The sequence below is a fragment of the Mesorhizobium sp. M0563 genome (assembly GCF_040321065.1).
GTDB lineage: Bacteria > Pseudomonadota > Alphaproteobacteria > Rhizobiales > Rhizobiaceae > Mesorhizobium.
This window is the reverse complement of sequence record NZ_JAMYQV010000023.1, coordinates 83612-106809: the sequence shown is the minus strand read 5'-3', so window position 1 is coordinate 106809 and position 23198 is coordinate 83612. Positions and strand designations below refer to the sequence as shown.

The 23198-nt window shown below is 63.9% G+C and carries 19 protein-coding genes; 8 read left to right on the top strand and 11 right to left on the bottom strand.

The genetic code is table 11. From position 1 onward, the window contains the following. Positions 1-96: 96 nt before the first annotated feature. Complete coding sequence (gene holA / locus NKI50_RS25210; protein ID WP_352641097.1) at positions 97-1143, bottom strand: DNA polymerase III subunit delta; 1047 nt, start codon at positions 1141-1143, stop codon at positions 97-99. A gap of 53 nt (positions 1144-1196) precedes the next feature. Beyond that, on the bottom strand, positions 1197-1466 hold the full coding sequence (locus NKI50_RS25205; protein WP_352641096.1) for a hypothetical protein: 270 nt from the start codon (positions 1464-1466) through the stop codon (positions 1197-1199). A 909-nt stretch (positions 1467-2375) separates the two neighbouring features. Here NKI50_RS25205 and NKI50_RS25200 point away from each other — a divergent pair. The 4 genes from NKI50_RS25200 (at position 2376) to lpdA (ending at position 7650) form a co-directional block, all read left to right on the top strand. Further along, a complete protein-coding gene (locus NKI50_RS25200; protein ID WP_023718744.1) occupies positions 2376-3608 on the top strand; it encodes a 3-methyl-2-oxobutanoate dehydrogenase (2-methylpropanoyl-transferring) subunit alpha in 1233 nt (410 codons plus the stop codon). 2 nt (positions 3609-3610) lie between these two features. Continuing rightward, positions 3611-4624: an alpha-ketoacid dehydrogenase subunit beta gene (locus NKI50_RS25195; protein WP_023718743.1), complete on the top strand. Its 1014-nt coding sequence runs from the start codon at positions 3611-3613 to the stop codon at positions 4622-4624. Positions 4625-4635: 11 nt separating this feature from the next. Continuing rightward, positions 4636-6015 carry a dihydrolipoamide acetyltransferase family protein gene (locus NKI50_RS25190; RefSeq protein WP_352641093.1) on the top strand — a complete coding sequence of 460 codons (1380 nt, stop codon included), beginning with the start codon at positions 4636-4638 and terminating at the stop codon, positions 6013-6015. 237 nt (positions 6016-6252) lie between these two features. Then, a complete protein-coding gene (lpdA, locus tag NKI50_RS25185) occupies positions 6253-7650 on the top strand; it encodes a dihydrolipoyl dehydrogenase (RefSeq protein ID WP_023718741.1) in 1398 nt (465 codons plus the stop codon). A 171-nt stretch (positions 7651-7821) separates the two neighbouring features. On the opposite strand, the gene NKI50_RS25180 is transcribed toward lpdA, so the two are convergent. Further along, entirely contained in the window at positions 7822-8925 is a 1104-nt protein-coding gene (locus tag NKI50_RS25180; RefSeq protein ID WP_352641092.1) for a saccharopine dehydrogenase family protein, read from the bottom strand. Positions 8926-9048: 123 nt separating this feature from the next. On the opposite strand from NKI50_RS25180, the gene NKI50_RS25175 reads away from it, so the two are divergent. From NKI50_RS25175 to NKI50_RS25165, 3 genes are all read left to right on the top strand, one after another. Continuing rightward, complete coding sequence (locus NKI50_RS25175) at positions 9049-9477, top strand: Lrp/AsnC family transcriptional regulator (protein ID WP_023718739.1); 429 nt, start codon at positions 9049-9051, stop codon at positions 9475-9477. Positions 9478-9830: 353 nt separating this feature from the next. Next, positions 9831-10196 (top strand): RidA family protein, encoded by a 366-nt coding sequence (locus tag NKI50_RS25170; protein WP_023718738.1) that lies wholly within the window; start codon positions 9831-9833, stop codon positions 10194-10196. 22 nt (positions 10197-10218) lie between these two features. Next, positions 10219-11454, top strand: a complete 1236-nt coding sequence (locus NKI50_RS25165; protein ID WP_023718737.1) for an amidohydrolase/deacetylase family metallohydrolase — start codon at positions 10219-10221, stop codon at positions 11452-11454. Between the two features lie 168 nt (positions 11455-11622). Here the strand turns inward: NKI50_RS25165 and NKI50_RS25160 are convergent, their stop codons facing one another. From NKI50_RS25160 to NKI50_RS25135, 6 genes are all read right to left on the bottom strand, one after another. Next, a complete protein-coding gene (locus NKI50_RS25160; protein ID WP_352641088.1) occupies positions 11623-13404 on the bottom strand; it encodes an NAD(P)-binding domain-containing protein in 1782 nt (593 codons plus the stop codon). Positions 13405-13824: 420 nt separating this feature from the next. After that, a complete protein-coding gene (locus tag NKI50_RS25155) occupies positions 13825-15858 on the bottom strand; it encodes an aldo/keto reductase (RefSeq protein ID WP_352641086.1) in 2034 nt (677 codons plus the stop codon). 56 nt (positions 15859-15914) lie between these two features. Continuing rightward, positions 15915-17012: an ABC transporter ATP-binding protein gene (locus NKI50_RS25150; protein WP_023720570.1), complete on the bottom strand. Its 1098-nt coding sequence runs from the start codon at positions 17010-17012 to the stop codon at positions 15915-15917. A gap of 8 nt (positions 17013-17020) precedes the next feature. After that, complete coding sequence (locus tag NKI50_RS25145) at positions 17021-17887, bottom strand: carbohydrate ABC transporter permease (protein ID WP_352481103.1); 867 nt, start codon at positions 17885-17887, stop codon at positions 17021-17023. Continuing rightward, complete coding sequence (locus NKI50_RS25140; protein WP_352641083.1) at positions 17884-18744, bottom strand: carbohydrate ABC transporter permease; 861 nt, start codon at positions 18742-18744, stop codon at positions 17884-17886. Before NKI50_RS25140 ends, NKI50_RS25145 begins: the two co-directional genes overlap by 4 nt. 261 nt (positions 18745-19005) lie before the next feature. Then, complete coding sequence (locus tag NKI50_RS25135; RefSeq protein ID WP_352481101.1) at positions 19006-20277, bottom strand: ABC transporter substrate-binding protein; 1272 nt, start codon at positions 20275-20277, stop codon at positions 19006-19008. A 106-nt stretch (positions 20278-20383) separates the two neighbouring features. Here NKI50_RS25135 and NKI50_RS25130 point away from each other — a divergent pair, with 106 nt between their 5' ends. Continuing rightward, positions 20384-21256 (top strand): helix-turn-helix domain-containing protein, encoded by an 873-nt coding sequence (locus NKI50_RS25130; protein ID WP_352481100.1) that lies wholly within the window; start codon positions 20384-20386, stop codon positions 21254-21256. 14 nt (positions 21257-21270) lie between these two features. On the opposite strand, the gene NKI50_RS25125 is transcribed toward NKI50_RS25130, so the two are convergent. Both NKI50_RS25125 and NKI50_RS25120 read right to left on the bottom strand, forming a co-directional pair. Next, positions 21271-22509: a M24 family metallopeptidase gene (locus NKI50_RS25125; protein WP_352496002.1), complete on the bottom strand. Its 1239-nt coding sequence runs from the start codon at positions 22507-22509 to the stop codon at positions 21271-21273. A gap of 316 nt (positions 22510-22825) precedes the next feature. Beyond that, on the bottom strand, positions 22826-23164 hold the full coding sequence (locus NKI50_RS25120) for a hypothetical protein (RefSeq protein WP_023720576.1): 339 nt from the start codon (positions 23162-23164) through the stop codon (positions 22826-22828). Positions 23165-23198 lie beyond the last annotated feature (34 nt).

The following is a 23198-nucleotide window of genomic DNA, read 5'->3' as shown; positions in this document are numbered from 1 at the left end:
CCATCAGCCATCGCATCAAGAAATGCGCCTGGAACGACGACTATCTCATCAATGCCATCACTCATATGCGATAGCCCTGCCCCTCAAGGGGGGAGATCAGGTGCGCTGCGCTAGCCTTGCGCTTTCCACGGCAATGCCGAGCAGCGCCTGGCGTGCCAGCGCGATCGACAGATCGGGCCGCCGGCGCGTTTGCAGCACCGCCGTCTGCAAGCGGGTCAGGGCGCGGCCGAGCGCCTCGCTGCTCCAGCGTTCGAGGGCTTTCTCGACCAGCTTGCGCCTGGAGAAAAACACCGGCGGGCGCGCCGCGGCTACGACCGAAGCGGCATTGCGGCCGCCGGCGTCCATCAGGCCGCGCATCGCCTGGATCGTCTGCAACTGCCGCATCGCCGATGAAAGCACCAGGAAGGGCTGGCCGCCGGACTGGCAATGGCGGGTGAAAGCGCTGTCGAAGTCGGCGATCCTGCCTTCGAGCAGGGCGTCGACGGCCGCATCGAAGGAGAGGCCGGAGACATCGCCGGATGTCGCCTTGACGTCGTCGAGGCCGATTTCGGCCTGGCCATGCGCATAAAGCACCAGCTTTTCGATCTCGCCGCGCGAGGCCAGCCGGTCGCCGCCGAGGTTGCGGCGCAGCGCCTGCCGCGCCTCCAGCGTCATCGACATGCCAGCCTTGCGCAGTTCGTCGTCGATGACCGTGTCAATGTCCCTGGCTTCATCGGCGTAGCAAGGCAGAGCCATGGCATTGTCCGCCGCCTCCACCACGGCGCGCAGGCCGACGCCCTTCTTCAGGTCGCCGGCCTCGATCAGGATAATGGCATCGCGCGGCGGCTCGGCGGTCAGCGCCCTGACGTCGTCGGCAAGCGCCTTCTGAGCGCCGGCGTTGCGCACCCATAGCAGGCGCCGCTCCGAAAACATCGGCACGGTGCGCGCCTCGTCGAGCAGGCGGCCCTCGTCGCGATCGACCTCCGATCCGTCCAGCCTGACCACCGAGAACGGATCGTCGAGCGGCAGGCCGGTCCTGGCGGCAAAGGCCTTTGCCCGCTCGGCAACCAGCCCGCGATCGGGACCGTAAAGCAGCACGATCGAGACGCGCGGATCCGGCTTCGCGAGCCATGAATCGACCTCGTATGCTTTCTTCTGTGCCATGGTGTTGTGGTTAGCATGGCGAGAGCTCCGGGTGAACCACAGGCGCCGGCCTGCTAGTTCTTGTCCTCGGGGGATTGCAGGATGCTATCAGGCTTGAACGAAGTATCGGCAGCACCGAGGCGTTCATAGTCCGTCATTGCCGCGTCAAGCGATTTGTCTTTCTCGACCGACCACAAAGTCACTGAGGCCAGATAATTTGTGAAGGCGTTCTGCTCTCTTGCGAAAATGGCGGCCAAACGCGAGTCGTTTTGGAAAAAGCCACCGTCATCACACGCATCATGTCTTTTGATGCCTGGCTCTTGGGGCACCCATATTTCCGGCATGCAGCGACAATCATGATATTCTCGGGGCGACCTGGAGCCACCGCACCCGCGAATTTCCCATAACAAGGCCGATACGGATTGCGTCCGCCGCGATGCCGTCACGGCTGGTTCGAAGATTTTCCAGAATATGATCTATGTAGGACAAGTCTCCTGTCGCCATATAGGCGCCAAGCAGCAGATCATTGTCCAACGGGACAAAGAGGGGTGTCAACGTTTTCAAAGGCATGGCACCGGGGGATGCTGCATCCTCCAGCTTTCGGCTCGACGCGAAACGCCGCGCTCCGTGAGACCAGCCTTGTGCAGAGCGGCCAGATAAAGGTCAGCCGCGCGATCGGAGGGCACGCCATCCAGCAGTTTTCGTCGCATCTCCGGCGAGCCGTCGAACAATGCAGCGAAAAACCCGGTTATCGTTCCGTTTTCAGCGCTGGACGGAGCTTGATCCAAGGTTGTGATAAGCCGGTCAATGCAGGCAGCATCCCTCGTGCGATAGTACGTGCCGATGCAATCGTCCGACTGAGCGAAAGCTGGTCGACCGGATCCAACCAGAAAAGCTACAATCGCCAAAGCGACGACGGCCCTCGATCTGCCTTGCATTCCCGCCTCTCTCACAACGATGCCGTCAGGATAAGGTCCTGAATGGTAGGCGCAACTTGAATCGCTGGATGTGCGGGCTCGTCAAAGGCAAGCTCACCCCGGGACATATCGTCTGTTGCGGCAATCGTCGGCAAATTTCTGCTAAGTTGCGTGCTGCCGTCCAACATCGATAAGAAATTTCGCAGACACATCTTCATCTTGTGCGCTGCAGGCTGCATCGGCGGGAGCCGAAGGACCGAAGCCCTGCCCGACGAATTGGCACTGGTCCGGCGGTGTGCAAATATCTTGGCCGGGCAACAGTGGAGGACCGAGATCATGGCCGATGCCGGAATGTTGCGCTTCCATGTTCCGGAGCCGGAGGTGCGGCCGGGCGGCACGCCGGATTTTTCAGACGTGACCATCCCCAAGGCCGGCTCGGTGCCGCGCCCCGAGATCGACGTCGATCCGCGCACCATCCGCGATCTGGCGTTCTCGATCATTCGTGTGCTCAACCGCGCCGGCGAGGCGGTCGGACCGTGGGCCGGCCTGCTTTCCGACGAGGAACTGCTGGAAGGGTTGCGCCATATGGTGACGCTGCGCAGCTTCGATGCGCGCATGCAGATGGCGCAGCGCCAGGGCAAGACCTCCTTCTACATGCAGCATCTCGGCGAAGAGGCGGTGAGCTGCGCCTTCCGCAAGGCGCTGGCGCCGGGCGACATGAATTTTCCGACCTATCGGCAGGCCGGCCTGCTCATCGCCGACGGCTATCCGATGGTCACGATGATGAACCAGATCTATTCGAACGAGGCCGATCCGCTGAAGGGCCGGCAGCTGCCGATCATGTATTCGTCGAAAGAGCACGGCTTCTTCTCGATCTCCGGCAATCTGGCGACGCAGTACATCCAGGCGGTCGGCTGGGCGATGGCTTCGGCGATCAGCAATGACCAGAAGATCGCCGCCGCCTGGATCGGCGACGGCTCGACCGCCGAGTCCGACTTCCATTCGGCGCTGGTGTTCGCCTCGACCTACAAGGCGCCGGTCGTGCTCAACGTCGTCAACAACCAGTGGGCGATTTCGACCTTCCAGGGGATCGCCCGGGGCGGCTCCGGCACTTTTGCTGCCCGCGGACTGGGCTTCGGCATCCCGTCGCTGCGCGTCGACGGCAACGACTATCTCGCCGTCCATGCGGTGGCCAAATGGGCGGCGGAGCGGGCGCGCAACAATCTCGGGCCGACGCTGGTCGAATATGTCACTTACCGCGTCGGCGCCCATTCCAGCTCCGATGACCCGTCGGCCTACCGGCCGAAGGCCGAGTCCGACGCGTGGCCGCTCGGCGACCCGATCGTCAGGCTGAAGAACCACCTCATCCAGCGCGGCGTCTGGTCGGACGAACGCCACGCCCAGGCCGAGGCGGAAATCCTCGACACGGTGATTTCGGCGCAGCGGGAGGCCGAGCGCCACGGCACGCTGCATGCCGGCGGCAAGCCCTCGGCGCGCGATATGTTCGAGGGCGTCTATGCCGAGATGCCGCCGCACCTCAGGCGCCAGCGCCAGCAGGCGGGAGTCTAACCATGCCGCGACGGACCATGATCGAGGCAATCCGCGACGCCATGGACGTGTCGATGGCGCGCGACGAGCGTGTCATCGTCTTCGGCGAAGATGTCGGCTTCTTCGGCGGCGTCTTCCGCTGTACGCAAGGCCTGCAGGCGAAATACGGCAAGAGCCGCTGCTTCGATGCGCCGATCAGCGAATCCGGCATTGTCGGCGCGGCCATCGGCATGGCCGCCTACGGGCTGAAGCCTTGCGTCGAGGTGCAGTTTGCCGACTATGTTTATCCGGCCTATGACCAGATCGTCTCGGAAGCGGCGCGGCTGCGCTATCGATCGAACGGCGACTTCACCTGCCCGATCGTGGTCAGGATGCCCACCGGCGGCGGCATTTTTGGTGGCCAGACCCACAGCCAGAGCCCGGAGGCGCTGTTCACCCACGTCTCCGGGCTGAAAGTCGTGGTGCCCTCGAACCCGCATGACGCCAAGGGCTTGCTGATCGCCGCGATAGAGGATCCCGACCCAGTGATCTTCCTGGAACCGAAGCGGCTTTATAACGGACCCTTCGACGGTCATCACGAGCGGCCGGTAACACCATGGTCGAAACACGAGCTTGGCGAAGTCGCCGACGGCCATTACACGGTGCCGCTCGGCAAGGCGGTGATCCGCAGACAGGGCGCTGCGGTCACCGTACTTGCCTACGGCACGATGGTCTATGTCGCCCAGGCGGCGGCCGAGGAGACCGGCATCGATGCCGAGATCATCGATCTGAGAACGCTGCTGCCGCTCGACCTCGAGACGATCGTCGCCTCGGTCAGCAAGACCGGGCGCTGCGTGGTCGTGCACGAGGCGACGCTGACATCGGGGTTCGGCGCCGAACTTTCGGCGCTGGTTCAGGAGAACTGCTTCCACCATCTGGAGGCGCCGGTGGCGCGGGTCACCGGCTGGGACACGCCCTATCCGCATGCGCAGGAGTGGGACTATTTTCCCGGTCCTGCGCGGCTAGGCCGCGCGCTCGTCGAAACGATGGAAGCCTGAGGGGGAAGACGATGGGCGAATATGTCATCAAGCTACCCGATGTCGGTGAAGGCGTCGCCGAGGCCGAGCTGGTCGAATGGCAGGTCAAGGTCGGCGATCTCGTGCGCGAGGACGCCGTGCTGGCCGCTGTGATGACCGACAAGGCAACGGTCGAGATTCCCTCGCCCGTCGATGGTGAGATCCTCTGGCTGGGTGCGGAGATCGGCGACACGGTGGCGATCGGCTCGCCCATCGTGCGCCTGAAGGTGGCCGGCGAGGGTAACGTCAAGCCGCCACGGGACGTTGAGGCGGGCGCCAAGCGTACCCCCACCCCTAACCTTGCCGGGGCGAGCCACGGGTCTCGCCCGTCCTTCGGACCCCCACAAGGGGGAGGGGGACGAGCTTCGGCTCCCAAGGCCGACGCCAAACCAGTCCCACCTCCGTCAGGAAGCGCTTCTGTGCGCGAAAGTGAGCCGGCAACGGAACTCCCCTCCGGCGGGGGTACTGCGCCGATCTCCGGCGCGCGGCGTCCGGAGGGCGAGAAGCCGCTGGCCTCGCCGGCCGTCCGCCTCAGGGCGAAAGAGGCCGGCATCGACCTGCGGCAAATTGTGGGGAGTGGCCCGGCCGGCCGTATCCAGCATGAGGACATCGAAGCTTTCCTGGCGCGCGGACCCGGGCCCGCCAAGATCTCCGGGCTTGTCCGCAACGAGGCGGTCGAGGATATCAAAATAGTCGGGCTCAGGCGAAAGATCGCCGAGAAGATGACGCTGGCCAAATCGCGCATCCCGCACATCACCTATGTCGAAGAGATCGACGTCACCGCGCTCGAGGATTTGCGCGCCGCGCTCAACAAGGAGAAGCGGCCGGGCGCGGACAGGCCGAAGCTGACGCTGCTGCCGTTTCTGATGCGGGCGATGGTCAAGGCGATCGCCGACCAGCCAAACCTCAACGCGCTGTTCGACGACGAGGCGGGCATAATCCACCAGCATGGCGGGGTCCATATCGGCATCGCCGCGCAGACCCCGTCGGGGCTGGTGGTGCCGGTGGTCAAGCACGCCGAGGCGCGCGACATCTGGGATTGCGCAGCCGAGGTTGTCAGGCTGGCTGAGGCGGCAAAATCCGGCACGGCGACGCGCGACGAGCTCTCTGGATCGACCATCACCATCACTTCGCTCGGGGCCATGGGCGGTGTGGCGACGACGCCTGTGATCAATCATCCGGAAGTGGCGATCCTCGGCGTCAACAAGATGATGATGCGGCCGGTGTGGGACGGCACCCAGTTCATCCCGCGCAAGATGATGAACCTGTCCTCCAGCTTCGACCACCGCGTCATCGACGGCTGGGAAGTCGCGGTGTTCATTCAACGGATCAAGACGCTGCTGGAAACGCCAGCGCTGATTTTTGTGGATTGAGGAGATGAACAGAGGATCGCAGGGGCGCAGGATGAGAGCAGTAGCGATCCTTCGCGCCCCCCTCTGCCCTACCGGGCATCTCCCCCTCAAGGGGGGAGATTGGCCGTCATCCCGCCTTTCGCCAATCTCCAGCTTTGCAGGACTAAGCCGAGCGCGAAAGCTGCCAATCTCCCCCCTTGAGGGGGAGATGACAGAGGGGGGCGCTGTCCCGCCGGCTCGTCGAACTAAGGTGCCATGATGAAGGAAATCTCCTGCAAGCTGCTCGTCATCGGCGCCGGTCCCGGCGGCTATGTCTGCGCCATCCGCGCCGGGCAGCTTGGCATCGACACGGTTATCGTCGAGTTCGGTAAACCGGGCGGCACCTGTCTCAATGTCGGCTGCATCCCGTCCAAGGCGCTGATCCATGCGGCCGAAGAGTTCGAAAAGGCGTCGCACTTGGCCGGCGGCAAGAGCCCGCTCGGCATTTCAATCGCAACACCATCGATTGATCTCGAAACGACCATCGCCTGGAAGGACGGCATTGTTAGCCGGCTTAACAGCGGCGTTGCCGGCCTGTTGAAGAAGGCCGGGGTCAAGACCGTGCACGGCTGGGCGAAATTCCGTGACGGCAAGACCGTCGAGGTCCAGACCGAAACCGGGATGCAGGTGGTCCGCGCCGAGACGGTGGTGATCGCCACGGGCTCGGCGTCGGTCGAATTGCCGTCGCTGCCCTTCGGTGGCCTGGTGATCTCGTCCACCGAAGCGCTGGCGCTGAGCGAAGTGCCGGAAAGGCTTGCCGTCGTCGGTGGCGGCTACATCGGGCTGGAGCTCGGCATCGCCTTCGCGAAGATGGGCGCCAGGGTGACCGTGGTCGAGGCTTTGCCGCGCGTACTGGCGCAATATGATGCCGAACTGACCCGGCCGGTCGTGAAGCGGCTCGCCGAGCTCGGTATCGAGGTGCTTGTGGGCGCCAAGGCCAAGGGGTTGTCGACCAAGGGCGATGCGCTGCTGGTCGAGACGAAGGACGGCAAGAATGCCAAGATCGTTGCCGACAGGATTCTGGTCACCGTCGGGCGCAAGCCGGTGGTCGAAGACTGGGGGCTGGAGCAGATCGATCTCGACATGGCGGGAAAATTCATCCGCATCGACGACCAGTGCCGCACCTCGATGCGCGGCATCTTTGCCGTTGGCGACGTCACCGGCGAGCCGATGCTGGCGCACCGGGCGATGGCGCAAGGCGAAATGGTCGCCGAGATCGTCGCCGGCCACAAGTGCAGCTGGGACAAACGCTGCATTCCCGCTATCTGCTTCACCGATCCGGAGCTGATCACCGCAGGCCTGTCGCCGGAGGAGGCAAAGGGGCTCGGCGGCGAAATCAAGGTCGGATTGTTCCCCTTCGCCGCCAATGGCCGGGCGATGACGAAGATGGGTGAGGAGGGCTTTGTCCGGGTCGTTGCCCGCGCCGACAACCATCTGGTGCTCGGCATCCAGGCGGTCGGCCAAGGCGTGTCGGAACTGTCGACGGCCTTCGGCCTGGCCCTGGAAATGGGCGCGCGTCTGGAGGACATTGCCGGCACCATCCACGCCCACCCGACGCAAGGGGAGGGTTTTCAGGAAGCGGCGCTGAAGGCGCTCGGGCGGGCGGTGCATATTTGAGGGCAGGGTGATCTCCCCTCTTGAGGGCGAGATAGCCGGCAGGCCAGAGGGGGTCGGTTCGACTGGATTCGACCTCCCTTACGACAGTCGGAGGTTAGCGCTCTACGCGAGGCGACCCCCTCTGTCGCCTTCGCCGACATCTCCCCCCTCAAGGGGGGGAGATTACGCAGCTCAACCCGCCAGTCGGCTAACCATCTCGTGCTGCGCGTAGGCGCGGCCGAAGCGGTTGGCCAGGAAGGCGTCGAGCGCGATGTCCTCCTGCTTGATGAAGCCCTTTGCCGGCAAGGTGCCATCGGCCAGCATGTCGAGCACGGCGCAGATGGCGGAGGCAGTGGTGATCTGGATGGCGCTGCGTACCGTATCGCCGACACGCCTGGCGTAGATCTTGTTGGCGTAGGTCTCCTGCAGCAGGCGGCCATTCTTGCGGCCGCTGACGGTGACGAAGACGATGACGACGTCCTGCAGCGTCGCCGGCAGGGCGCTTTCGAAAATGTCCTTCAGCACGTCGCGGCGGTGGCGCAGGCCGAGGTCGTTGAGCAGCGCCTTCATGATCGCGGCGTGGCCGGGGTAGCGGATGGTGCGGTAGTTCAGCGTCCGCACCTTGCCTTTCAGCGTTTCGGCCAGCGTGCCCAGCCCGCCCGAGGTGTTGAATGCCTCGTAGGTGACGCCGTCGAGCGAGAATTCTTCACGCTCCTCCAGCGGCGGCACTTCGACCAGCTCGCCTTCGACGATCGCCTCACAAGGCTCGCAATATTCGTTGATGACGCCGTCGGTGCTCCAGGTCAGATTGTAGTTCAGCGCATTCGACGGGTATTGCGGCAGCGCGCCAACCCGCATGCGCACGCTTTCCAGCGTGTCGAAGCGGCTGGCGAGATCGTTGGCGACGATCGAGATGAAGCCCGGCGCCAGCCCGCATTGCGGGATGAAGGCGCTGTTGCCGGAGCGCGCCAATTCCTTGACGCGCCTGGTGCTACCGACGTCCTCTGTCAGATCGAGATAGTGCACGCCGGCGCTGGCCGCCGCTTCGGCGATGCGCGTGGTCAGATGGAAGGGCGCAGCGCTGAGCACCGCGAACTTGCCGGCCAGGGCGGCTTCGAGGGTGCCGACGGCCTCGATGTCGAGTTCCAGCGTCTCTACGCCGGCCGGCAGTTCGGCCGCGCCGAGCTGTGTGGCCGAGCGGTCGGCGAGGGTGACATGATAGTCGCCCGTGGAAGCCAGCATCTCGGCTATGGTCGAGCCGATCTTGCCGGCGCCGACGACGATGATTTCCTTCATGACCGGTCCCTCGCACCAATGTTAAATAGACGGCTAGAATCGCAGCTTGCCTGTCGAAAGGAAGAGTAGGATTGTGCAAAACGCAGTCTCTGTTTGACCAATACGCCGGCAAGGTTCGTCGAAATGCTTAGTGATGCCGACCAGGCGCTGCTTTCCCTGCTGCGCATCAATGCACGCGCCTCGACCGCCGAACTGGCGCGGCGGCTGGGCGTCTCACGGACGACGGTGCAGAGCCGGATCGAGCGGCTGGAGCAGCGCGGCATCATCACCGGCTACGGCGTCAGGCTTTCGCCGGATTACGAACAGGGACTGGTGCGGGCGCATGTCCTGCTCACCGTCACGCCCAAGCTTGCCGACAAGGTGGTGCGCAGCCTGCAGTCGCTCCCGCCGGTGCGGACGCTGCATTCGGTGAGCGGCAATTTCGACATGATCGTCATCGTCGAGGCGCCGTCGATCAGGGATCTCGACACGCTTCTCGACCAGATCGGCGCCATGGACGGGGTCGAGCGGACGTCGTCGTCGATCATCCTGTCGACGCGAATCGATCGCTGAGCGGGCTGGCGTCGCGGGTCAAGACGCTGGCGGGACAGCGCCCCCCTCTGCCCTGCCGGGCATCTCCCCCCACTTGGGGACCACTTGGGGGGAGATCGGCAGCTTCGCTGGCAGCGCACCTTTTGCAAGGTCGGTGGTTGGCGAAATCAGTGATGACGGCCAATCTCCCTCCTAGTGGGGGAGATGCCAAGTAGTGGGAAAGAGGGCAGGACAGAGGGGGGCGCGAAGGGTCACCGAGCGTGGTGACCAAGCTGGCGCTCCCGCAGCAAAGCGATATAGCTTCCAAAATGTTGGATGAGAACCGCGGTGGCAGGCATAAGGGCGGTCACGCAAGATTTCCAGAGGAGGCCTCCTTGCCCAAGCAGTGTTTCGGAAAATCCCATGTGCCGTTGTCGCCGGCGGTCAGGGCCGGCGATTTCGTCTATGTCTCCGGCCAGGTGCCGGTCGGCAGCGACGGGCTGGTGGTCAAGGGCGGCATCGCCGAGCAGACCGAACAGGTGCTGTCGAACATCAAGGCGGCACTGGCGCTGGCCGGCTGCACGCTGGACGACGTGGTCAAGACCACGGTCTGGCTCGAGGACGCGCGCGATTTCGGCATCTTCAACACCGTCTATGCCCGGCATTTCCCGAAAGACCCGCCGGCACGCACGACGGTGGAGTCTCGGCTCATGATCGACATCAAGATCGAGGTCGAAGCCGTCGCCTACAGGCCGGCCTGACGGAAAAGCGGAGACAGGCGCAATGCAATTCGATCTCCTGATAAAAGGCGGCCGCCTCATCGATCCGGCGTCCGGCCTCGACGCACAACGCGATCTGGCGATTGTGGACGGCCGTATCGCGGCTATCGACGCCGAAATCCCCTTCGAGCGTGCCGCCCGCGTCATCGACGCCACGGGCTCCATCGTCGCGCCGGGCCTGATCGACCTGCACAGCCATGTCTATTGGGGCGGCACCTCGCTCGGCGTCGATGCCGACCGGCTCGCCGCAAAGAGCGGCACGACCACCTTCATCGATGCCGGAAGTGCCGGCGCCGGCAATTTCCTCGGCTTTCGCCGCCACGTCATAGAGCGCTCGAAAGTCCGCATCCTGGCCTACGTCAACATTTCCTTTGCCGGCATATTCGGCTTCTCGCAGACCGTGGCGGTCGGCGAGTGCAGCGACCTCCGGCTCTGCGAACCGCGCGAAACGGTGGCGGCGGCGCGCGAGCACGCGGACGTGGTTGTCGGTGTCAAGGTCCGTTCGGGTCGCCATGCCGGTGGCACCAGCGGCATCGCGCCGGTCGATCTCGCGCTCGAAGCCGCCGACAAGGCCGGCCTGCCGCTGATGGCGCATATAGACGAGCCGCCGCCCGGCCGCTCGGAAGTGCTGCCGCGGCTGCGCAAGGGCGACATCCTCACCCACTGCTTCCGGCCGTTTCCCAACGCGCCGGTCTTCGCCTCGGGGGCGGTGCGGCCGGATATGCGGCTGGCGCGCGAGCGCGGCGTCATCTTCGACATCGGCCACGGCATGGGCTCGTTCGATTTCGAGGTGGCCAAAGCGATGCTCAGCGAGGGTCTGGCGCCGGACGTGATCAGCAGCGACGTGCATCTCTACTGCGTCGACGGGCCGGCCTTCGACATCCTGGTCTGCATGTCGAAACTGCTGGCGCTCGGCATGCCACTGGTCGAGGTGCTGCGCGCCGCAACGCAGCGGCCAGCGGAAGCGATCGCCAGGCCAGATCTCGGCAGGCTGGCGATTGGCGTGGTCGGTGACGTCGCGGTGCTGCGTCTGCGTCCAGGCCACTTCACCTTTGTCGATTCGGTCGGCGCCTCGCTGGTCGCCGAGCAAAGGCTGGTCTCGGCCGGCATCGTGGTCGGCGGCACCTGGTGGCCGAACGAGGCGGTGGACGATCTCGGCGAGACCGAACGCTTCGAAGCGCATGCGCACGACACGCATGTCGAGGTGGCGAGCCGGCATTTCGGACATAGCCACTATTGACGGCGATGTGGCTCCCCTTCTCCCCTTGTGGGAGAAGGTGTCGCCGAAGGCGACGGATGAGGGGTGCTCCAGCTTGGCACCCACGGCGATCCGTCCAACACCCCTCATCCGTCTCGGCGCTACGCGCCGATCCACCTTCTCCCACAAGGGGAGAAGGGAAAGGCAGCCCTATCGCACCGGCGCTCCATAGACTGGCGTCGGAATGCCTTCCATGCGCGCCTTGATCTGCAGCGCCACGAATTTTGAATAGAAGCGCGACAGCGCAAGATTGCCGCCGTGGAACCACAGCGCTTCCTGCGCTGTCGGCTTCCACATGTTGCGCAACTCGCCTTGCCACGGACCCGGGTCGCCTTTCACGCCCGAGCCAATCCCCCAGCACGGCCCGACCTTGTCGGCGACTTCGCGCGAAACGATCGCCGCCACTGTCTCGTTCATCGAGAGATAGCCGGTGCAGGCGATGATCGCGTCGGCCGCCAGTTCCGTGCCGTCGTCGAAGAGGATGCCTGTCGGCGTCAGCGACTTGATCCCGACGCCGCTACGGATGCCGATCTCGCCGTCGATGATCAGATCGCAGGCGCCGACGTCGATGTAGAAGCCCGAGCCGGTGCGGTAGGCCTTCATCAGGAGCCCAGTCTCGTCGTCGCCGAAATCGATGGCGAAGCCGGCGCTGCGCAAGCGGTCGTAGAAGGCAGCATCGCGCGCCTTGATGACGTCGTAAAGCGCCCGCTGGCCTTGCGGCAGCAGCGCGAACGGCGTCGAGGCGACGATCATGTCGGCCTTTTCAGTGGTGATGCCGCGGGCCAGCGCCTTTTCCGAGAAGATCTCGAAGCCGATCTCCATCAGCGTGTCCGACTTGACCACCGTCGTCGGCGACCGCTGGACCATGGTCACCTCGGCGCCGCTCTCCCAGAGATCGACGCCGACGTCATGGCCGGAACTTGCCGCGCCGATGACGGCGACCCTTTTGCCGCGGAATTTCTCGCCGCTGGAATACTGGCTGGAATGCAGGATCTCGCCGTTGAAGACCTCGGCGCCCGGCAGGTCGATGCGCCTGGGCGGGCCATAAGCACCGGTCGCGAAGACGATGTGCTTCGGCTTCAGCGTGATGCGCTCGCCGGCGCGGTCGAGCTCGACCGTCCAGACCTTTTCGGTCTCGTCATAGGAGGCACTGACGCATGTCGTGGAGGTCCAGTAATTGAGCTCCATGACGCGCGTATACATCTCCAGCCAGTCGCCCATCTTGTCCTTGGGCGTGAACACCGGCCAGTTCTCGGGAAACGGGATGTAGGGCAGATGGTCGTACCAGACCGGGTCGTGCAGCACGAGCGAGCGATAGCGCTTGCGCCAGGAATCGCCGGCCTGGGCGTTCTTCTCGATGACGATGGCCGGCACGCCGAGCTGCCCGAGCCGCGCCCCCAGCATGATGCCGCCCTGGCCGCCGCCGATGACCAGGCAATAGGGCTGCCGGCTAGCGCCGAGGTCACGCGCCTCGCGGCGCCTCGCCTCCAGCCAGGTCTCGCGTTCCGGGTCGGCCTTGTGGCGGACGCCCAGAGGCCGCGCCGGGCCCTTGCGCTCTTCAAACCCCTTGAGATCGGTCATCGCCGTAAACAGCGTCCGGCACTTGCCGTCCCTGAGGCGCATGATGCCTTGGCCCCACGCCGATGACGTCTCGAAAGAAAACCAGGCCTCGATGGTGCCTTCGTCCGAAGTCGCTTCGCCGCTGAGCTGCCATTGAGCAGGCCTTGTCGTTGCCAGCGTCGCCGCCAGCATCTCGCGGATCGCGGCCGCCCCCTCCATCGTCTTGATGTTCCAGGTGAAGGTCAAAAGATCGCGCCAGTAGCAGTCCTCGACGAACAGATTGGTTGCGGCCTCGACGTCGCCTGCTTCGAGCGCTCGCGCAAACGAACCGAGCCAGGTGGCCGCCTGTTTCGACGGTGAGATGTCGAGCATCTATCCTCCTCGTCGACCAAGAGCGCCAGAAGCCGCGCAAAATTCGGTAGGGCCAGTACAAAATTCAGAAGGGATCGTAGCCATCTACTCCCGTTATAACGGCTCCTCGGCGGTTGCCAGGTGGGACCATGATTTCCGTGCCGTTGTCAAATCTGACCCGAACCGTGTCCTCCAAGGCTACTTCTACAAGTCGCGTTCCGACCAAAGCCCAGATTAAGCTTAAATCGCCGCTACGGTTATCCGGTTTTATCCAGACGTCAGGCCCTCCGTCGTAGGCCACCTTGAATAAAGTCCAGAGTTGGACGGTAACGCCAGCAAACTCCAAGTGCACTGAGTCGTTCTCGAGAAGCACTCTGATCAGCTCGTTTCCAACCCACGAGTCACGCATAGCGCATCTTCTAGCAACCTTTCTCCCTGCTGTCAGGCCCGCGCGCGGGCCTGATCCGAACCGCTATCCAGCCATGCAAGATCGTCCGGCGAAAGTGAGATGTCGAGCGCCTGGAGGCTGTCTTCCAATTCGTCGAGCGAGCGGGGCCCGATCAGCGGGACGGACGGGAAGGGCTGCGCCAGGACGTAGGCGAGCGCGACGTGGATCGGGCTTTTGCCCAGCCGCTTGGCGAGCTCGATGGCACGGTCGCGACGGCCGAAATTCTTGTCCGAGTACCAGACCCGGACCAACTCCTCATTGTCGCGCCGGTCGCGGCCGGCGCGGTCGGTGAAGAAGCCGCGGCCCTGGCTCGACCAGGCGAAATTCGGCATCTGCCGGGCGGTGAGCCAGGCCTTCCACGCGTCGCTGGAGGAGGTGACACAGCCTGCCCAGATCGGCTCCAGCATCTCGGCCAAGGAGAAATTGTTGGAAAGCGCGCCGGGCTTCTGCTTGCCGGTGCGCTCGGCATAGGCAATCGCCTCGTCCATGCGTTCCATCGTCCAGTTCGAGCCGCCGAACGGACCGCGGATGCGGCCGGCCTTGACCTCGCGGTCCATCGCATCGACGAATTCGTCGACCGGCACGTCCGGATTGTCGCGGTGCATGAAATAAACGTCGATATGGTCGGTCTGCAGCCGCTCGAGCGACTGGGTGAGCTGCTTGCCGATGACGTCGGGATAGCAGAGCGGCGAGTGCGCGCCCTTGCCGATGACCACGGATTGCTCGCGCACGCCGCGGTTTTTCAGCCATTGGCCAAGCAGGGTCTCGGTATAGCCGGAACCGTAGACGAAGGCCGTGTCGAACAGATTGCCGCCGGCCTCGAAATAGGCGTCGAGCAGGATGGCGCCCGACGAAAAGGTGCGGAAATCCTCGAAGCCGAGCGCCAGGCACGAGGCCCGCCGCGGCAGGCCCGGAATGCTGCGCTTGGGGATGGCGGTCCCGCCGGAGCGCAGCTTCCGTCCGGAGATCGTGTTGACGCGCTTTGCCGGTTTCTCGATGTCGTATTCGAGCCCGATCGCGGCACGCCATTTGTCGAGCACGCGCAGATTGCCGAGACTGTCGGCCCAGCCCATGCCGGGCCAGGCGAACTCCTGCTTCCCGCCGAGAATGGCCTCGCCGGCGGCGTCGACCTCGAACGCGTAAAGCCAGCCGTCCTCCTTGACCTCGACCACCTCGGTGTTACCCGGACGGATGATGCGGATTTCGCCGGTGCCGCCTTGCTGGCCGCCGGCATACCAGAAGTCCGCCACCTCGATGCGGCCTTTGCTGCCGAGAATGCGCAAGACATTGTCCTGAGCGAGCGAGATGCTGCAGGAGACTTCCGCGACGATGCCGCCCGGAAAATGCAACAGCGCCGACGCCCATTCGTCGACACCGGATTGGCCGAGATGCGCAGTACCCACCACTTTGTCCGGCTCGGCGAAGGGCTTTCCCGCCGCGGCGCCGGCAATCAGCCGCGCCATCGACACGGGATAGCCGCCGACATCGAGGATGCCGCCGCCGGCAAGATCCTTGGCGTAAAGCCGGTGCTCCGGCATGAAGCCCGGCATGGCGAAGCCGAAGCTGGATTTGATCATCTTGATCTCGCCGATCGCACCGGCACTGATCAGCTCGACCAGCTTGGCCGTCTGCGGATGCAGCCGGTACATGAAGGCTTCGCCGAGAAAGGTGCCGGCCTTGCGCGCCGCATGGATCATCGCGTCGGCCTCGAAGGCGGTCAGGCCAAGCGGCTTTTCGCAAAGCACATGCTTTCCGGCCTCGGCTGCCTTGATCGCCCATTCGGCATGGCTCGGATGCGGCGTCGAAATATAGATCGCGTCGACATCCGGATCGCCAAGCAAAGCCTCGTAGCCGTCGAGGATGCGGGCGCCGGGGAAAGCCTCGGTGAGCCCGGCCTTGCCGGGATTGCGCGCCCCTAAGGCGACCAAGGTGCCGGTGCGCGAATGGGCGACGCCGCCGGCAAAGGCCTTGGCGATGTTGCCGGGCCCGAGAATGCCCCAGCGAATTTTTTCTGGTTTGGAAGTCATGTCAAATCTCCGTGGGGTGGCCGCGAGCAATCGCGATCGGACAAAAGAAAGATGGGTTAGCGAATGCGTGCGCCGGTGGCGTCGAAGAGAAGCGAGCGGTCGGCCTTGATCGACACCACCAGGTCGTCGCCGTTGGCGCGATGCCGTGAGGCCTCGCGCTCGATGATCAGTTCTTCGCGCCCGCCCCCGGTCCCGGAATTGGCATAGACATAGCTCACCGATCCCAAGTGCTCGGCGACGTCGGCCTTGAGGGTAAGGTCGCAATCGCCCTGGCCGGCGTCGAAGAAATGCTCCGGCCGCACGCCAACCACGACATCGCCGCCTATCGCAGGCAAGGCATCGGAAAGCGGCTTGCGCAGTCGCACGCCGCGATGGTTGACCAGCTCCACGATCGCCGCGCTGTTGTCGGTTCCGACCACTTTCGCCGCCAGAAAATTCATCTTCGGCGAGCCGACGAAGCCGGCAACGAAGCGGTTGGCGGGGTCGTCGTAGAGATCGAGCGGCGCGCCGATCTGCTCGATATTACCGGCGTTGAGCACGACGATCCTGTCGGCCAGCGTCATCGCCTCGGTCTGGTCGTGCGTCACATAGACCATGGTAACGCCAAGCTCCTTGTGAAGGCGCGATATCTCGACGCGCATCTGCACCCGGAGCTCGGCATCGAGATTGCTGAGCGGTTCGTCGAACAGGAACACTTGCGGCTCGCGCACGATGGCGCGGCCGATGGCGACGCGCTGGCGCTGGCCGCCCGACAATTGCCGCGGCCGCCGCTTCATCAGCTCGGCGATGCGCAGGATTTCGGAAGCCCGCTTCACCCGCCGCTCGGTATCTGCCTTGGGGTTGCCGGTCATTCTCAGGCCGAAGCTCAGATTCTGCTCGACCGTCATGTGCGGATAGAGCGCGTAGGACTGGAACACCATGGCGATGCCGCGATCGGCCGCCTCGACGTCGTTCACCACCTTGCCGCCAATGGCGATCTCACCGTCGCTGATGTCCTCGAGCCCGGCGATCATCCGGAGCAGCGTTGACTTGCCGCAGCCGGAAGGGCCGACGAAGACGACGAATTCGCCGTCATCAATATCGATATTGGCGCCGTGGACGATCTCGAAGACGCCGAAGCGCTTGATGACGTTTTTGAGTGTGACTGCCGCCATGCTGATCCTTACTTGATGGCGCCGGCAGCGATGCCGGCGACGAAGTGGCGCTGCAGAAGCACGAACACGACGAGCATTGGCGCCGTCAGCATCACCGCGCCCGCCATGATGCCGCCCCAGGACACCTTGGTGAGACCGATCAATGTGCCGAGCGCCACCGGCGCGGTCATTGCGCCCGGCTTGGAATTGATCAGCAGCGGCCAGAGATAATTGTTCCAGGAGGCAAGGAACAGGATGATGGCGAGCGCCGCCAGCATCGGCCGCGCCAGAGGCAGGGCGACGAACAGGAATATCCGCCATTCCTTGACGCCCTCGACCTTGGCGGCGTCGAACAGCTCGTGCGGCATCATCGAAAAGCTCTGCCGCATGAAGAGCACGCCCAGCGAATTGAACAGCGGCGGCACGATCAGCGCCACCCAGGTGTTGGCGAGCTTGAAGTCGCGCGCCACCATGATGAATTGCGGGATCAGCACGACCGCATAGGGCAGCGTGATGGTGCCGAAGATGATGGCGACGACCATGCCCTTGCCGAAGAAGTTGTAACGCGCCAGCGCCCAGCCGGCCATCGAGGTCAGCATCACCGACAGGAAGGTGTAGGTCACCGCCACCGAGACGGAGATGCCGATGGCACCGATGAAATTGGTGCCGCGCTGCAGATTGCTGACATTGTCGAGGAAATTGCCGTGCGGCAAAAGCTCGATGTCGGGGCTGAAGATGCCGTTGTCGGGCATCGTGGAAAAGACCACCATCATCCACAGCGGAAACAGCCAGACCAGCGCCAGCGGCGTCAGGAACAGATGCAGCGCGATGCTGCGGCCCAATCTGGCCTGGGAACGGCCGACCCGGGAATGGCTGATTGGGGAGCGCGAGGTCATTTCGGTTCCCTCGTCAGCCATATCTGCACCAGCGAAATGGCAATCGCCAGTCCGGCCATGGTGTAGGCGATGGCCGAAGCGTAGCCGAAATTGAGCGACCGGAAGCCCTGGCGATAAAGCAGCAGCCCGAGCGTTTCGGTGCCGCCGCCCGGCCCGCCGCGCTCGGTGATTAGGAAGGGCTCGGTGAACAGCTGCATGGTGCCGATGATCGACAGCACGGCGCAGAACACGATGATCGGCTTGAGCAGCGGCAGCGTGATGTAGAAGAACTGTTTGACCTTGCTGACCCGGTCCAGGGTCGCCGCCTCGTAAACATCCTCGGGGATGGACTGCAGGCCGGCGAGCAGGATGATGGCGTTGTAGCCGGCCCAGCGCCACGTCACCGCCATCATGATGACCGCCATCGCCGGGATGACGTTGGTAAACCAGTCGACGTTGGGCAGGCCGATGCTGTTCAGCAATTTGTTGATGATGCCGTAGTCCAGATTGAACATCAGCCGGAAAACCGCCGAATAGGCGACCTCGCCGACCACGACCGGCGCGAAGAAGGCAAAGCGGAACAGGCCACGCGCCTTGAGCAGCGGCGAGTTCAAAAGCACCGCCATCACAATCGCTAGCGAAATCATCACCGGCACCTGGATGACAAGGATCAGCAATGTGTTCTTCAAGGCATTGAAGAAGGCCGGATCGCCGATCAGCCGGCCCCAGTTGAAGGTCGGCGCGAACCGCCACGGCACGGTGCGCGTCGCCTGGAACGAGATCAGGAAGGAATCGATGATCGGCCACAGCCAGAAGATCGAGAAGATCAGCAGATAGGGCGCAAGGAAGCGATACGCCGTGGCGTTCTGGTAGCGCATCGTTCTCCTCCTTTCTGCTTTCGCCTGCTGGGGCGCGCGGTGTTGATGTTTCAGGTGATGCGGCGCCGCAAACGGCGGCTTGTTCGAAGGCCGGTGCCGCCCCTCATCCGCCTGCCGGCACCTTCTCCCCGTAAGTGACGGGGAGAAGGGGCTGGGCCGCAACGCTGGTGACCCCCTCTCCCCGTTCTTCACGGGGAGAGGGTAAGGGTGAGGGGCAGCGCAAGCGCCCGGTAACTGACTCTGGGATCATTCCGTGTCAGATCACGACTTGACCGGCAGGCCGGTCGCCGCGGCGATCTGGCTTGCGGCATCGTCGAGCGCTGCCTTGGCGTCGGGATAGCCCCCGGCCAGATATTTGGTCTGCACCGCGCGGATGATGATTTCGGCGTCGCTCTGGAACGGCGTACCGCGGCTGGGGACGACCTTGGGCAGGGTGCCGAGGATGTCCTTCCACACGGCTTGGCCACCCCAATAGGGCAGGCCCTCGGAGACATAAGGGTCGTTGAGCGCCGAAATCAGCGACGGCACCAGGCCGAAGCCTTTCAGCATGGTGATCTGGCCCTCATTCGTCCCTAGCGTGTATTTCAGATAGGCGTAGGCGGCTTCCTTGTTCTTCGACACCGAGGTGATGGCGAGCGAGGAGCCGCCGAGATTGGCGGCGCGCGGACCGTCGGCGGTCAGGCTCGGCATCAAATAGACGCCCCATTTGCCTGTCCCATCGGGCGATTCGGTGCGCACAGTGCCTTCATACCAGCCGCCATACATCTGCGTGGCGACCTTGCCGGCGGTGTTGTTGGTGATCTTGGTGCTCCAGTCGGCAGAGGAAATGATGCCGGCGTCCTTCATCTCCTTGATCTTGGTCATGGCATCGACGCATTTGGGCTGGTTGACCGTGATCGATTGACCATCGGCGGAGAAGTAGGCGCAGCCCTGCTCGTTGGAGATCATGCGGAAGAATTCGGAATCGCCGTTGAAATCGGCGTTGGTCATCGTCACGCCGGGATTGGCGGCCTGGATCTTCTTGGCGGCAGCGATGAAATCGTCCCAGGTCTTGATCGAGGACGGATCGACGCCGGCCTTCTCGTAGAAGTCGCGTCGGTAGAACATCGCCACCGGCCCCGAATCCCACGGCATCGCATAGGCCTTGTCGTCCACCTCGAGCTCGGTGCGCTTGAAGTCGGGGAATTTTGCCTGGTCTTCCGCGGTGTAGCCGAGCGTGTGCAGGTCGACGAAGCAATCCGGGAACTGGCTCCAGTAGTTTTCCGCTTCGCCGTTCTCGATCGTCACGATGTCCGGCAGGCCCTCCCCACCGGCGGCACAGCCGGCGATCGACTTGTCGTAGGTCGGCTGGTTGCCGAGGTCCTCGACCGTGACCTTGATGTCGGGAAACTGCTTGTTGAAGCCCGCTATGGTGGCCTTCAGCGACGAAGCGGCGATATTCCAGCTCCAGATCGTGATTTCACCGGACTGCGCAAAGGCCGGGCTGGAGCCCAAGGCAAGCGCGAGCGCGGCGCAGGTCGATTTTATGCGCATTGAAATCCTCCCATTTCAGTTGCTCTCTGTTTGCGAGCGTGGCTAGACTAGGCCTCGGGAAAGCCTTGTCCGCGACAAAGGGAATAAGAAATGAGCGGAAAGTAAGATGCCGGAAAGGCCGTTTTACCAGCCTGGCGCCAGCAGCGTAGAGGGCCTGCCGCTGCTGCTGCAGATGTTCCACACCCAGCCCCTGGTGATGCTCAAGCCGCATTGGCATGCCCAGGTCGAGGTGAATTTCATCGTGCGCGGGGCCGTGCATTACCGCATGGACGGGCACGAGCTTTCGCTCTCTGCTGGCGACATGTGTCTGTTCTGGGGTGGCCTGCCGCACCAGATGGACGAAGCCTCCGACGATGCCATCTATGCCGGCGCGCATCTGCCGCTGGTGCATTTCTTCCGGCTGCATTTGCCGATCGAGGTCCGCAACAGGCTGATGACCGGCGCGACGCTGGTGACTGACGCCACCGACCGGTCGGACGACCACAATTTCGAGCGCTGGAACCGCTATGCCCGCTCCGGCGACCCGGTGAAGGCCGAGCATGCGGTCAACGAGCTTTTGCTGCGGCTGGAGCGGGTGCGCTTCGAGCCTTACCGGCTCGTGCCCGAAACTCCGGTCGAACAGGAGATAGGCAGTCCCTTCGATCAGCAATCGCTGCGCAATGTCGGGCGCATGTGCGACTTCATCGCCGAGAATTTCCTCTACGAGATCGATTGCGTCGACATTGCCGCGGCGGCCGACATCCATCCCAAATACGCCATGAGCATCTTCAAGAAATCGACCGGCATGACGCTCAACGAATATGTGAATTTGCTGCGCCTCAGCTACGCGCAGGCGCTGCTGATGCATCAGGATGCCAATGTACTGCGCGTCGCCATGGAATCGGGTTTCGGCTCGCTCAGCGCCTTCAACAAGTCGTTCCGCAAGCTTTCCGGCATGTCGCCGTCGGATTTCCGCAGGGGCGTGGCCGGCGCCAGATAAGGGGCCGGCTGGATTCAGCCTACAGTCTCCAGGCGCCTCGGCAAGCGGTTCATCGGCAGCGGCCCGTTCGCGGTGATCAGGAACTGGTCTTCGAGATTGAAGCTGGCGAGACCGTCGATGTAGAGCGGGATCTCGAATGCCAGCACCATGCCGGCTTCGATCACGACATCGCTGTCGGCCGAGATGAACGGCCATTGCTCGGAAAACACGGAATGGCCGACGCTGTGGCCGAAATGGCCGCGGCGATAGGAACGCAGGCCCTGGCGCGCCAGGCTTTCGCTGGCGGCGCGATGAACGGCGGCGAACGGCTTTCCGGGCATGAGCGCGGCAAGCCCATCGGCGAAGGCGCGTTCGGCTATCGCATGCAATTCGGCCTGTTCGGGCGACGGCGGCCCGAAGGTGAAATTCCGCGACATGTCCGAAGCATAGCCGTTCACGCTGCAGACCATGTCGGCCTTCAGCGGATCGCCGGCGGCGGCGACCGCATCAGCGCTTTTTGGGCGAGCGCCCAGCGTGACGTATTCGGCCGTCGCGATTTGTTGCGATAACCCGGCGGCTGCATCGGCGATGCCTTGCCGGTAGAGCGCGACCAGATCCGACTGACGCATGCCGACCGCTGCATGCTGCTGCAGCCGCGACAGGCCGGCTTCCGACAGGACGATGCCCTGCTGCAGAAGGTCGATCTCGCTTTGCGATTTGATTGCCCGCAGCCTGTCGAGGATCGGCGAGCCGTTGACCAGGGCCGTGCCGGGCAACATCGCCTGCATCGCGGACAAATCGCTGGCCGAGACAAAATCCAGCTCGATGCCGAGCGTTGCACGCTCCAGCCCGAATTCGGCGAGCATCGTCTTCAGCTCGCGGACAGAGCGGGCAAGCTCAAAGGTCGCTGGACGTGCAAAACCGGGGGCGCGGCCAACCAGGCCGGCCTCGATGCGCTGCGCAACGGGCCGGCCGGCCGTCGCCGGCTCAAGCGACGCGGATTCGATCCAGATCGGATGCGTGCGCACCACGGCATCCGCCACCGCTGCCCGGAGCTGGGCAGCCTGGAAATCGGCAACCACTACGCCGATCGGCAGGTCGTCTCGTCTCGGGATGACCACGAAACCGGCGCCGGCCCGGCGGAACAGGCCGGCCGGGCCGATCCAGGCGCCGGTGGCATATTGGAATGCCTCAGGCTCGCAAAGCACCAATGCCTCGATATTGGCACGCTGCATCAGGTCTGTTGCGCGTTCTCGGTCGACAAAGCCGGTCACGGGATCTCCTCGCATGCAATCGAATCCGACGCCGATGCGGCGGCGTTTGGCCTCAGCGTAGCTTCAGTGCCGCTGTGGAGCAGCTTTTTTCTGGAAGCGCTGTTGACCTGCCGACCCTAAAAGCGCGTTGCGTTCGACCGGCCTCATGCGACGCGCTTCAGGTTCTTGTTTCATGCATGTCGGTGTCGCAAAACCGCTGCACAGTTTTGCGCGACATGCATCAAAGGCCTTGAGAGTTCGAACGCCAGGCGGGGAAACGAAAAAAAGCCGCGGCGAACCACGGCTTTCAACGCGACAAGTTGTCAGTTTCGAATGCTTACTCGGTTTCGTCAGAGGTGTCGTCGGCAGTGTTTGCCGCGTCTTTCGCGGCCTTCCTATCCAGCGCTGCCTGCAAGGCCAGGGTGGCCTGCGGTGAGGCCGGTGTCGTGGCAACGACCGCCATTGCATGAGCAACTCCGGTCGTCGACTTGTCCTTGGCCGCGGCCGAGGTGGCGGCTCCGTGTCCCTGCGAGCCGGCCCCAGCCGAGTTTCCGCCGTTGCCGTGGCTGCCGCCATTGCCGTTCCCGCCGCCATTGCCGCCGGGGGCAGCGAGGACCGGAGACGCGACAAGGGTGAGAGCGGCCGCCGCTGCGAATAGATAGGTGCGCGTTTTCATAATTCCTCCTTCGAGTGGCCCTCCCGCCAGGATG